8 protein-coding genes and 2 pseudogenes are annotated in these 12,335 nt (G+C 66.3%); 3 read left to right on the top strand and 7 right to left on the bottom strand.

Annotation, left to right across the window (positions count from 1 at the left end):
• Nucleotides 1–30: 30 nt before the first annotated feature.
• The 3 genes from MNOD_RS50870 to MNOD_RS38255 form a co-directional block, all read right to left on the bottom strand.
• Complete coding sequence (locus MNOD_RS50870; RefSeq protein ID WP_425277531.1) at nucleotides 31–660, bottom strand: zincin-like metallopeptidase domain-containing protein; 630 nt, start codon at nucleotides 658–660, stop codon at nucleotides 31–33.
• 331 nt (nucleotides 661–991) lie between these two features.
• Nucleotides 992–2,137 carry a plasmid replication protein RepC gene (repC, locus tag MNOD_RS38260; protein WP_015934293.1) on the bottom strand — a complete coding sequence of 382 codons (1,146 nt, stop codon included), beginning with the start codon at nucleotides 2,135–2,137 and terminating at the stop codon, nucleotides 992–994.
• Between the two features lie 187 nt (nucleotides 2,138–2,324).
• Nucleotides 2,325–2,525 (bottom strand): hypothetical protein, encoded by a 201-nt coding sequence (locus MNOD_RS38255; protein WP_015934292.1) that lies wholly within the window; start codon nucleotides 2,523–2,525, stop codon nucleotides 2,325–2,327.
• Nucleotides 2,526–3,624: 1,099 nt separating this feature from the next.
• Here MNOD_RS38255 and MNOD_RS38250 point away from each other — a divergent pair.
• On the top strand, nucleotides 3,625–3,864 hold the full coding sequence (locus MNOD_RS38250) for a hypothetical protein (RefSeq protein WP_015934290.1): 240 nt from the start codon (nucleotides 3,625–3,627) through the stop codon (nucleotides 3,862–3,864).
• Between the two features lie 252 nt (nucleotides 3,865–4,116).
• Here the strand turns inward: MNOD_RS38250 and MNOD_RS38245 are convergent, their stop codons facing one another.
• Together MNOD_RS38245 and MNOD_RS38240 are read right to left on the bottom strand one after the other, a co-directional pair.
• On the bottom strand, nucleotides 4,117–5,064 hold the full coding sequence (locus tag MNOD_RS38245; protein WP_012631098.1) for an IS110-like element ISMno7 family transposase: 948 nt from the start codon (nucleotides 5,062–5,064) through the stop codon (nucleotides 4,117–4,119).
• Nucleotides 5,065–5,519: 455 nt separating this feature from the next.
• A pseudogene (locus tag MNOD_RS38240) lies at nucleotides 5,520–6,273 on the bottom strand (IS6 family transposase).
• 702 nt (nucleotides 6,274–6,975) lie between these two features.
• On the opposite strand from MNOD_RS38240, the gene MNOD_RS38235 reads away from it, so the two are divergent.
• On the top strand, nucleotides 6,976–7,998 hold the full coding sequence (locus tag MNOD_RS38235) for a lytic transglycosylase domain-containing protein (protein ID WP_015934288.1): 1,023 nt from the start codon (nucleotides 6,976–6,978) through the stop codon (nucleotides 7,996–7,998).
• Between the two features lie 153 nt (nucleotides 7,999–8,151).
• On the opposite strand, the pseudogene MNOD_RS38230 reads toward MNOD_RS38235, so the two are convergent.
• Both MNOD_RS38230 and MNOD_RS38225 read right to left on the bottom strand, forming a co-directional pair.
• Nucleotides 8,152–9,139 (bottom strand): annotated as a pseudogene (locus MNOD_RS38230) (DDE-type integrase/transposase/recombinase).
• Nucleotides 9,140–9,617: 478 nt separating this feature from the next.
• The gene (locus tag MNOD_RS38225; protein ID WP_157091595.1) at nucleotides 9,618–10,889 is read right to left on the bottom strand and encodes a glycosyltransferase family 4 protein; all 1,272 of its coding nucleotides are present in this window, start codon (nucleotides 10,887–10,889) and stop codon (nucleotides 9,618–9,620) included.
• A gap of 396 nt (nucleotides 10,890–11,285) precedes the next feature.
• Here MNOD_RS38225 and MNOD_RS38220 point away from each other — a divergent pair, with 396 nt between their 5' ends.
• The gene (locus tag MNOD_RS38220) at nucleotides 11,286–12,266 is read left to right on the top strand and encodes a phytanoyl-CoA dioxygenase family protein (RefSeq protein WP_015934286.1); all 981 of its coding nucleotides are present in this window, start codon (nucleotides 11,286–11,288) and stop codon (nucleotides 12,264–12,266) included.
• Nucleotides 12,267–12,335 lie beyond the last annotated feature (69 nt).

Here is a 12,335-nt window from a genome sequence, read left to right as displayed (position 1 = left end):
CGACCGCGACCGGGGCGACCAGGATGATCGTCATCGCGGGCGCGTCGGTCGCGGCGGGGAGGGCGTCTCACCACAAGCGCTCATCGGATCAGCCCTTTTCAGGATCAGGCGACGGGGTGATGAGGATCGGATGAGGAGAGGCCGCCTCGGGCGGCAGCGTCGGGGGCGCGGCTGGATAGGCGTAGAGCGCCGGTCCGTTCGCGGTATGGGCCCGGCGGTTTCTGATCTCCCTTGAGGGCGCGCCAGGTTGCAGGCCGTGGAGTTCCTTGACCGTGCGGCAGGCACGGCAGCCGAAATGATCGCGCGTGTGTCGCCGCTCAGGACGGAGATCCAGGACGCGCTGTCGCGCACGGCTCCAGGGACAGATTGGCCTCGGCGCACCAGAACCACGGCCCCGCGGTCCGCCACACGCGCCGCGCGGGCGTGGCCCGCGTCACCGCAATGCTTGCGCCCGAAGGTTCTATCAAGCCGAGACGGTTGGCGGCTCCCGCGGACCGCCGCGTGGCCGAGCGTGGCATGGTCGCTCTCGGCAGCGTGGACCGCAGTGACCCGGGGCAGGCCGGCCGCATGGGTTGTCACGGCAGCGACGGCTCGCGCGGCCACGGACCGGATCCTGGCATCGCTCGCTTCGGGGCAGGGGACGGGAGGCTCACCTGGGATGTGACGAGCCGCGGGCCGGCCGCCGACCGGGGCGATCTTGAAAACGGCCTCGGTCGTCAGGACGCGAACGCCGAGCTCGGTCTCATCGCCCGTCGCGACCCAGATCGTTCGCCAGCGGACGCCGCTGAAGACGATCGTGCAGTCGATTCTGCGCGTGCATCTCGTGCCGCCCTGTTCGGACCGCGGGGCCGAGCCTGGCTCCCCGTAGGCTGCGCCCCCGAGATGCCACCAGAAGGTGGCCAGCCGCTCCCAATGGTCAAGGTGACGTACACAGGAAATCAACGACGCAGCACCATCACATATTGAACGATCTTTTCTGACATCATGGCCTCTATGTCAGGCGGCGTCGGCGCATGGCCAGGAGCTCAGCCTCGGGACTGTAGCGGTCTTCCGCAGCAAGGCGCACGAGACGCCGGAAGTAACCGCCTGGATTGCGAATCCGGTTCTGGCCCGACGAGACATCATCGTCGTGGAGCTGCGCAACGATGAGCACGAGGAGAGCCGCCTGATGTGGTCCCAGCGCCTTGCACGCCTCGACCCACGCGCTCTGGTGCGCCCCGATCGAGGCCCGCAGCTGCCGGCCGGCATCGAGAATGTCGTGCTCTTCGCGGATCTCCCCGCTCACCAGATCGCGCACCACAGGGCAGGCTTCCATCACCAGCGATGGCTGCAGACCCACGGTCGGCCGTTCGATGTAGCGGACGGCCCCAACCGTTCCCGGTGAGCTTTTGCTCCAAGACTCACTGGGGGATCCGTTGTTTGTTTCATTGTGGCGGCAGGGCTTGCCGTCATTGCCGGCTGCGTAGAAGCGTTCCTCGACCATCTGGCGCAGTTCGACCCAAGCCTCGAGCACGAACGTCGGATCGCCGCTGCCCCGGCGGCTGGGCGAGGACGCTTCGAGGCTTGCCCGGACCTCGGCGAGGTCGGCGATTGGCGTTTCGGGGTAGCGGCTCGCGAGCGCGCGCAGCGCCTCGGCGACGGCACGCTGGTGGATCGTCAGCAGATCGAAGGCGCGGCGGCGGCGCTCGAGTTCCTCGGCGCGCGCCTTGATCGCGGTCGCCCATTCACCCCGTCGCGCATAGAGCGGCGTCAGGTCGAACCCGAACGCGTCGACGATCGCGCCGTCTGGCGCCCGAATGGCGTAGCGCTTGCCGTTGGCGGAGTCCTTCGGCGTCATGAGCTCCAGGGCCACGAGATCGCGCAATGCGTAGCGCACGGCGCGCTCAGATAGCCCAGTCCGCGACACGAGGTACTCGTTCGAGGGCCACACGATCAGGCGCGACCACGCCTGCTCGCCCCACGCGGCGACGAGCTCGGAGAGCACCAGGCGCAACGCCGGGCGCAGGCTAAGCGCCTTGGCGGCCTCCCGGGCGGATGCAGACAACTCCCTGCGCGTCACCGTCCGCCCATCATCGAGGGCGCGTCTCCTCCCTGCGAGAGCGGCGCGCGTCAGCGGCCGGCTCCCGGTCTGAACCATCTCCACTCCACACCTCCTTGAGGGAGGCAAAGCGGGACCGTTCGCCCGAGTCGGGCGTCATTGACGATGCAGGAGGGAGGCGCTAGAAGGAGGGTGCTAATCCGGTCTTCTAGGTGCTCCCCAGCACCCTATGAGATCCAAAAGGCCTCGAGGTCCCCACCTCGGGGCCTTTTTGCTTTGCCGACGCCTACATGTCTCGCTCCGCAAAGGTCTGCTCCAAGGCGTGAATGATCGCCAGGCGCCGATTCGGGAACTGCCCCGCTTCAACAGCCCTGTCGATCGCGGCCTGGATGTGCGCCGGCACCCATACATTCGTCTCACGCTCGCCGAGGGCCTTGCGGGCCTCCCGCAGCTTCTTCACGCGCGCTTGAGACAGAGGGTCAGCCATACACATCCGCTCCACGACTCGTAGCGTTACGAGTCCTGTCATGAATCCGCCGGCAAGGGCAATGCCAAGCGGAAATTGGACGGTGGATGCAACCTTAGATCACTATGTACAGCACATAGCACAGCTTGCAGCTGCGCGCTTTTGTCTCGAAACGGGGCGAGACTCTGCTCCGATCAGATCCGTTATGGAATTCAACTGCGAATCTGAGCGAATCAACAGCGCCAAAGCGAATCGTGCTCCGGATTCGAGTCGAGCTAGACTCTGTACCGTCCGCAGTTTGTGAGACAGCTTTGTCACGCGAACCGGTGACGGGAAGTGCTAGTCGGGGTAGGGCAGGGGGCATACAGTTCCTATCGTAGCCCGCCACCAGTTTCCCGCCGAGATCATCCAGCACGCCGTGTGGATGATATCGGGCGGGAAGCGGCAGCCGGCGTACGAGAGCGCGTTCATCCGGACCGGCTACGGCGCTCGATCAGCCGTGGCAAGCCGGAACGCTGCCCAACGTGACAAGCCCTCGCAGCGGGCTTCTCCCGAAGGCCCCACCCATCCCTCAGCAAGCAGCGGTGTGAATGGAGATCACCAGCATGGGTCCCAAGGAGCCGACCCGTGCCGGTCGGTGCCCCGGCACGGGATCTCGGGATAGTCAGGCGGCCGTGCCGATGCGGTCGAACGCCCGCTCGTAGGCCGCAACTTCCAGTTCACCCACCGTCCGGTTCACGGCATCGCGCTCGGCGCGCGGGAGCCGGTGCAGGGCCTCAGCGAGCTCCTTCGGCGCCCCGCCTCGGGTAACCGGCGCCCACAGGCCGCGCGCCGACCCATTGCACCCACCCGGCCGTCCTCGACGTTGACTGAGAGCTCGCGGGTTGTCGCATCCCATAAGCAAAGCTCAGGCGGCGCTGCTCTGCTGATGGGGGCGAAGCACCTGCCCCGGGCCGAGGCGCCAGGATCTCCACTCGAAGCGGCCTTGGCCCGCTGGCACAACGCCATCGAGGGGTGCAGGGGGCATGTGTTGTGCTTCTGCCAGAGTCGAGAAATCAGCGCGCAGAGCTCTGGCGCATAACTATGGCTTGAAACACAATCAGGAACGGGAGGAGGGATCATGCTTGCAGTGAAGATCTGGAAGGATGGACAGAAGCCACCTGATCCAGGCAACGCCGTAATGGTCGTTGAGCATGACTATCAGGGATTCACGCCCAGGTATGAGGTCATCCTTACCAAGGATGGGACCGTTCACACCGGCATTGTCTTCAAGACGATCATTGAAGACGCAGTAGAGGCCGCTGGCGAGGATGCCGAGAGGCCAGGCATCGACACGACGGTATATCTGAAGCCGATCTAGGCCGGCTCCTCGGCCTTGAAGGCGCCCGCGATCACGGCATCATCATCCATCGGTGCGCTGGGTGGTCAGTCGTATCGATTGCCCTGGCTGCTCTCTGCCCCATCGTTGCCGCCGTCACGCTGCCCTTCGAGCCCCATCCAGCTGATGTTCAGTCCCGTTGTGTGGTGGTACGCCTGACCTAGCGTAAAGGGACGCGCTATGGGACAAATTCGCCACGGCAGCGCCACGACGACTGAGCGGCTGTGTTGAAGGTCAAGCGGCGAGTGGCCGCCAGGGCGTGCGTTCGCGGACGATGGCGTTGAGCGTCACCAGGAGCTTTCGCATTACGGCCACGAGGGCGACCTTCCTCGGCCGACCGCGCTGAGTGAGCCGCTCATAAAAGGGCCGGAAGGGAGAGCCTCGCCGGATCGCGGTCAGAGCGGCCATGTACAGCACGCCCCGCACTGACGTTCGCCCGCCCGCGATGGACCGGCGGCCTCGCATCAGGCCCGAGTCGCGGTTGATCGGAGCGATGCCGACGAGTGCTGCAAGCTGGTGGCGGCCAATGGTGCCGAGCTCAGGCAACTGAGCCAGAAGCGTGCGCGCGGTGACGTCACCGATCCCGGGGACGGACTTGAGCAACGCCTCGGTCTCGCACCAGACCGGAGAGGCCTTGATGGCTCGGTCGATGTCGCGGTCGAGCTCCACGAGCTCCCGCTCCAAGAAGGCGATGTGCCGGTCGACTCGCCGGATCAGTTGCTTGTCCACGGCTTGATCGCGACGGTTCGTCTCCATACCGATCATCCCGATGATCTGCCGCCGCCGGCTCACAAGCTCGGCAAAATGGCTTCTCTCCGGCTCCGGCAGGGGCCTGGCCGGTGGTCTGATGCGTTCAGCGAAGAGGGCAATGACCTCAGCGTCGAGCGTGTCGGTCTTCGCCAGACGACCCATGGCTCTGGCGAAATCGCGGATCTGGCGTGGGTTGACGATGCAGAGCGGCAGCCCGACCGCTGCCAACGCTGCAGCCACGCTCGCCTCGAAGCCGCCTGTGGCTTCAAGGACGACGAGAGCGACAGGGAGGCGGCCAAGACGGCGAGCGAGGGTATCCAGCCCTTTCGCGTCCCGTGGGACATGCAACGCCTCGTCCGAGGGTCTCAGATGAACGTCGAGGCGGTCCTTGGATACGTCGATGCCGACGAAGATGGTGCGGTGTTCGTCCATGACCCTACCTTGCAAATGCGGGCTCGGGCCCGAGCGGCTGTCCGGGTTCGGGACTGTGAAGGTGAGGGCCGCACCATGCTCTGTCGCGGGCTTGCAAGCCCAAGGCGAACGCGGGCTGACCCTCACCTTGTAGCCTCGCTGGCATCGCTCCAGCGGGCAACTCAGAGATACAAGGCTCACCGCTCGCGCAATCCAAGCTCGTCACGAGAGACACCCTGTGGTCCGTCCGGTCCTCCCGGCACCGGCTGTGCAACAGTCTCTCTTGAGCCCTCTTGAGGGGCGAGCGTGAGTGGCCGTCAAGGCAGATGCTCAGGCTGACGCACGCTACGCCAGCGGAGGCTCGCGTGCGCTGGCCGGAAAGTGCACCAATGAGCGTGAGGGCGCCGCCAAACGCTACGGCGGGGCTTGTCGCAAACTCGGAGCCGAGGCGCAGAAGGGGCTCCGCCGTCTCGCTTTCACGCTTTGTTCGCGACGGGAAGACCGAAGGAGGCGAGCAGCTGGTTCTGCTCGCGCACCGTCCACGCCCCCGCGAAGCCGAAGCCCGTGCGCAGCCACCGCATGGCCGCGAAGCCCTGGATCGGGCGCCGCGCTGACGCGAATGACTGGAAAGCCACCCACCCGCGGCATGGGCCGCTTGACCCGGAAGTGGTCGCTCGCGATCCCCTTGCTGCAGGGGCTTGGTGACATGGTGAGTGGGCGCGTGGGGCAGCAGGCCGTCCTCCCGGCTCGCGGCGAGGGCCGGCGGGTCGGGGCCGGCCCCATCCGTGCCGATCCGGTCCGGGGCGAGAAGCGGCTGATCGTGCAGCATGTTGCAGAAGAAGCGCTTGGCGGCATCGAGATCGCGGTGGGCGGTGAGGAGAAAATCGACCGGCTCGCCATGCTTGTCGATGGCCCGGTCCAGGGAGCGCCCCTGGCCGCGGATCCGGATGGAGGTCTCATCGACGCGCACGGATCCGCAGTGCGGCTTGTGGAAGCTGCGCAGGCGACGCCCGATGGTTGGGGCGTCGGCGAGCACCCAGCGGGTGATGGTGGAGTGGTCCACCTTCAGGCCGCGCTACACGAGCATCTCCTCGATGTCGCGGTCGCTCAGGGCATAGGGCACAGGGACCAGAAGACGGCCTGGACGATGAGCGTGGCCTCGACATGCCGACTCCGGAAGTCGCCACGGGCCTGCCGCTTCAGCTTGAGGGCGAGGGCGGTGAGGATCATGGGCCGGCTCCGGGGCGGAGGCGGCAAGCTGAGCGGATATGCCTAACGCTCCATGAACGCCGGCGCGTTCGCGTTTGCGACAGGCCCCTCCAAACCGGTGTCGCACCGACAGACCATCCTGGCCCGAAGAACCCATTCCGTCGTGGTCTCCAGACCGGAGCCGCCCCGGCAGGTCGCCCTGGTCCGGAGAACTCATCCCGTCGTGGCCTCCAGACCAGTGCCGCCCCGGTGGGCCGTCCTGACCCGAAGAACCTATGCCATTGGCGGGATCGACGACGTCGACCCATGGACGATCCGCCTACATCCCTGGGCGGGCGACATCGACTGCTCCAGCCCCAAAACCGTCGATGTCAGGCGTGGGCTGTGCCCCTTTATGTCCGCCCGAAACCCTGATCTGGGCGACGACGAGTAGCGTGGTTTCCTGGCGGTTGAGCCTCCGTGCTGCATTTGCCTCAGCCGCTACCCTCGGTTTGACCTCTCGCGCCAGCTATGCCCGCCAACGATGGCATGCAGACGCCGTTTCGCGCCCGTGCCGCTTTTCTCTCCAGAATGCGATGGCGACCTGCCTGGCGTATTTTGCTATCTGCACGCCAAACCGGAGCACTTCATCGAGAATGGGTGCGTTTCGGTACTGCGGTCACATTGCCCCGCAATCATGGTCCTTGTGTTGAACCGCGGGCTGCAGAGGCTAAAATCGGCCCAGTGACTGAGAAGCTTGCGCGTACGCTCCTCACCAGCGTGGTTGGGGCCTCGCTCGTTGCACCCGCGGCGCAAACCGCCCCCGGCACGGCTGCGACGGAGACCGTCGAGCAGGCGCTCTGCCGGATCGTCGAAAGCTCGGCTAGGGCCCAAGGGCTGCCGGTGTCCTTTCTCACGCGTCTGATCTGGCGAGAAAGTAGCTTCCGGGTGGGTGCCGTCAGCGCCGCGGGGGCGCAGGGAGTGGCTCAGTTCATGCCCGGCACCGCACGCGAGCGCGGCCTCGCCGATCCCTTCGACCCTGAGCAAGCCATTCCACACGCAGCACACCTCCTGGCTGACCTGCGCAAGCGGTTCGGCAATCTCGGTCTTGCCGCAGCCGCCTATAACGGCGGACCGGCCCGCGTGGCCAGCTGGATTGCCGGCTCGGGCAGCTTGCCTGCTGAGACCCGCGCCTACGTCTATGCGGTAACTGGGAGACCAGCGGAAGAGTGGCGGCCGGCCACGGCCGGGCAGCGACAGGCCGCCGTCACGGAGGGTCGCAGCTCGGCCTTCACCGGTAAAGGTGGTCGCGAAGACGCCGCAAGCGAGCCGGCAGAGGCTCACACCGCGAAGCCCGCCGCCGGTCCAGCCGGGCACATGGCCGCCTATCAGCGGGCAGAGGCTGCCCCGAATTGCCTGCAGGTCACGGCGGCCCTGCGTTTGCCTTCACGTCTTGAGCGTCCGACGCCCCCTGTGATTGACCGCGTCATCGTTCCGCCAGCTCCCCCGCCGTGGGGACCCTGGGGTGTTCAACTGGCCGGAAACTTTTCGAAGGCGCAGGCACTCGAGAGCTTCGCCCGTGCGCGCTCCACGTACGCGCAAGTGATCGGGCAGGCACGCCCGATGATCATTGGCACACGTCTACTGAACCGGGGTAGCGGGGCATTCTACAGGGTCCGCATCCCGGCCCAGAACCGGGAGCAAGCGGATGCACTCTGCACGAAAATCCGTGTGGCCGGCGGCGCATGTGTCGTCTTGAAGACCTGACCACATCGGAGAGCATCAGCGATACGCGTCGGCGCCGATGGCCAGCACGTCCCGGATCCACCTCAGCGGGAAGGCTCACCCAACGCGGTAGCTGAATGGGCGCGCCCAGCTTTCCCGAGCACCAAGCCGGGCGAGTATGAACCCCAAGGGCATCTATCTGTCTGGATGCGAAACCTCCTTGGTGGACGCAACAACCTGGAGCGCTTTGGGGAGCGCGTCCGGGTCAGGCGGCTTCGTGGTGGGTTTGGCCAACGCGGGTTTCGCCTTCAGGCGATCACGCAGCACCAGGTCCGGGGAGCGGCTCTTCAGGGCACGCTGACGACGGCCGTTGTCGGCCGTGTTCAAGCCGGCCAGCACCGTCTCAAGGTCACGATGGCGATAGAGCGTGATGCCCAAGACCTCGCGCGGCACCCGCCCGTTGAAGCGCTCCACCATCCCGAAGGTAGCGCGGCGTGGAGGGCCGGGTCGTGCGGTGCTCCACACCGTGCCGCCGGCAGGCCGTCTCGAACTCATCGGCGGTGAAGCAGGAGCTGCAGTCGGTCGGCATATGCGTGACCCGAAACGGCAGGGCCGCAAGCGCCTCCTCCAGGAAGGCGATCGCCGAGGCAGCCATCTCGTCGTCTTTGACGGCCAGACGCACGAAGCGCGCGGCACGGTCGATGGCGACCTAGAGGGAGCGCTTGCGGGTGATGCCGTCCCGATCCTGCAGCTTGGGCAGGTGTTTCACGTCCAGGTGCACGAAGCCGACCTCGTCCTCCTTGAACGCGCTGTGCGGCTTGCGGGTGCGGTCGGCAGGGGTGAGCCGGTTGAGGCCTGCGGCCTTGAGGATGCGGTAGACCGCGTCGCGGTTCAGATGCGGCAGAAAGTGGCTGACGATGAAGGTGAGATCATCGAGCGGGAAGCCGGTGGCGCGGCGGAGCGCGCACACGACGGCGCGCTCCGCCGCGCTGGCTTTCCAGGGCAGCTTGTGGGGTCGAGCGGAGCGGTCCTGGCAGTCGGCCGGGCCGCGCTTGCGCCATTTGCGGATGGTCTCGGTGGAGACGCCGAAGCGCTGGGCCAGCACCCCGGAGGGCTCGGGGGAGCGGGCGATTTCGGCGCGCACGGCCGGGGTGGTGCGGGCGTTCGGGTGGATCGCGAGCATCAGCGCGTCCTCCTGGAGGAGGAGCGCCGGGTCGGCTTGAAGCGCCAAGCCTGCTCCTCGATCGGCCAATATACCTGATCCCAGCGACGTTCCGCGACCAGACAGCTATAAAGCGTTCTGCTGCAAAGCTGCCGGTATGCTGAGCGCTGTTCCCACCCGTTCAAATTCGGTTCGGCCAATGGCTCAGATGCGCCACTTGTGGACCTTCGATCAGTGCCGTCGAATTGGCCGCTCGACACCCGAGAGCGGACCTGTCGAAACCCTTCGACTCGCACCTGCCGATCCTCATCCCATTCGCATAAGGGCGGCGTATGGAACCGACTACCCTCGGTTGGTAGAGAGGACGGTGCGGATCGTGGCCAGCTCCGGGATGGAGGCAGCACGCTGGGCGGGCATGCCTAACAGCCCGTGAACGCCGCTGCGTTAGCGACAGGCCTCGTGGGATCCCCTCACCCGCGCGCGAGGGAAGCCACGCGCATCATGCAAGATCCGCCAGCATCGGATCGACCCGCGCGAAATGGTCATCCCAGGTCGGCGGAGCGACGCCGACCAGGCGCTCCGCCAGGGTCCGGCGTAGCGGCGAGTGGGTTGCCATTAACTCCTCCACGACCCGCATCCAGCCCAATCCGTCGAGCGGGTGGATGAACGCGGCGAAGGCCTCCGCGACCTCCCGGTGCACCGGGATGTCTGAGGCCACGACCGGAAGGCCCGCGGCGGCCGCCTCGACCATGGGCAGGCCGTAGCCCTCCGCGAAGGAGGGCATCAGCAGGGCGGTGGCGCCCCGCATCAGCCGCACGAGACCCGCCGTCGAGAGCCCCGCGACCTCAACCACATGCCGGCGCACCGCCGGGCAGCGGTCGAGGAGGTCAATTACGTTCCGGCTCTTCCAGCCCCGGCGCCCGGCGATGACGAGGCGCGGCGTGCGCGGCCCGTGCCGGGCATCGAGCTCCCGCCAGAGGGTGAGAAGCCCGTAATGGTTCTTGACGGGCTGGATCGTCCCGCAGGCGATGAAGGTCGGGCGGTCCGGCGTGAGCGCCGGCCCCGTGCGGTCGGAGAACGCCGGCTCGATGCCGAGCGGGCCGATCGTGACGGGCGGGACGTGGAGGCGCCGCGCCGCGAGGTAAGCGGAGAACCGCGACCCGACATCGGCCGAGTTCACCACCACGGCGGCGGCGTGGCGCGAGACGGTCCGCATCCGCACCGCGTGGCGCACCGCTTCCCCGTCACCCCCGTATTCGGGATACTCGATCGGGATGATGTCGTGGACAAAGAAGACCGGCCGCACGTCGCAGCGCTCGTAGAGCCAGTCGAACCGGCGGGGCCGGTCGAGGCGCAGGTGCGAGGTGTGGAGATAGAGGGCGCCGCGCGGCAGCCCGCCGATCCCGGGGGCTCGGGCGACCCGCCACCGAATCGCCGCCTGGATCCGCCGGCGCCGGGGCGGAGGCGGCGCCAACGGAGCCGGAGCGACGCTGGTGCCGAGGCGCAACGCGAGGGCGCGGTAGACCGGGTCGGCCTCCGCAGTGCTGCCCTCGACCCAGCCCGAGGCGACCGCCTCCACGATCGCCGACGCTTCGCCCCGATCGAGGAGCTTGGGTCCGAAGGGCGTCGTGATCAGCCCGAACCGCGGCGCCTCCTGCCCGAGGTAGTGCCGCGCATAGGCGAGATCGACCCGGTCGATGCCGGTCGGGCTCGCATGGGCCAGACGAAGGACGAGGCGGGTGATGTCGAGGACGACGGGGCGATCTGTCATGCAGGACTGGTCGAGGAGGAAGCCGGGCCGGCCCATAGACGGCCTTGCCTGCGGAGGCCAGCGTCTGGGCGATGCCGCACATGGGCACCGCCCCAGCTTAAGCCGTGATGATTGATCCCCCTCGTCAGCGAACCGCCGCGTGTGGGGGCGAGGCGACGGCGCTCGGGCCCGGCGGTACTCGCGTCTGCGATGGACCCGCGGTAATCGTCCTGCTGACCACGTCGGGCTCGCGACGAATTTTCCCAGCAGAATAAACACAGGTTATCACTCGATTGCTGCCCAAAATATGTCACAATCCGTCCGAACACATCCATCTACGTTGTCGTTAAATCAACTACCGTTTCTGGCAGAACCGTTTCCGTTTGCACACATCAGCACAGTTGGGAGGAGGCGCGCATGCGCAGCTTAGTACATGTAGCCACTGCTCCGCTGTGGCCTCTGCAGCTCGCGACTGCTGCCAAGTCGTTCGAGCACAACCCCCTGATCGGAAGCCGCCAGCTCAACCGGTGGGGGCTGCACGCCAAGCGGGTCGAACTTGCGGCCCGCCTCGCAGCGGCTCGTCGCGCAAGGCTCGCGTCCAGAGTGTCGGGCGAAGACCGCGCCGCTTTCGACCGAGACGGCTTCGTGATCAAGCGTCGCTTTCTGCCTGATGATGCCTTCGCAAGACTGCGCGACGAGGTCCAGGCTTACAGAGGGCCCATCCGGGAAAAAGCCGAGGGGCGGACGGTTCTGCGCAAGGTGACGATTGGCAGTAAGCTGCTTGATCAGTTGCCGAGCTTGAAACAGGTTTGTGGATCAGAGACGTGGCAAGGGCTCATCCGTTACGTCGGCAGCCGGGACTCGGAACCGAGCATGTTCCTGCAAGCCGTTTTGCAGCAAGCCTCCGACGGTGAGGACGACCCGCAGACGGTGCTGCACGCTGATACGTTTCATCCTACGGTCAAGGCTTGGCTTTTTCTCACAGATGTTGAAGAGGACAGCGGTCCATTTACTTATGTCCGCGGCTCCCATCGACTCACTCCACAGCGCCTTGAGTGGGAACGGCGCATGAGCCTAACCGCAGTTTCCTCGGCTGATTTTGAGACGAGGCAAGGTTCCTTCCGGATCAGTGAGGCCGAGCTGGAGGATCTTGGTTTCCAGATGCCCATACCTATTGCCGTGCCGGCCAATACCCTTGTGGTTGCGGACACATTCGGCTTTCACGCCCGCGGCCGGAGCGCCCGTCCGTCGACGCGAGTTGAAGTCTGGGGAATCGGTCAGCGTAACCCGTTCCTCCCGTGGACGTCGCTCGATCGAGCCGTCGGGGCCCTGTCTTCGATCGGGCGCACCGGAAACGATTGGGAGGTGCGCACAGGCATTTCGATTTTTGACGAATAGCGGTTCCGGCCAATGCTCAAGCTATAAAGGCAGTTGCAATTTAGCAACACGCCTCAGATTAGAAATAGA

This window comes from Methylobacterium nodulans ORS 2060, from assembly GCF_000022085.1.
GTDB classification, from domain to species: domain Bacteria; phylum Pseudomonadota; class Alphaproteobacteria; order Rhizobiales; family Beijerinckiaceae; genus Methylobacterium; species Methylobacterium nodulans.
This window is presented reverse-complemented; position numbering and strand designations above follow the sequence as displayed.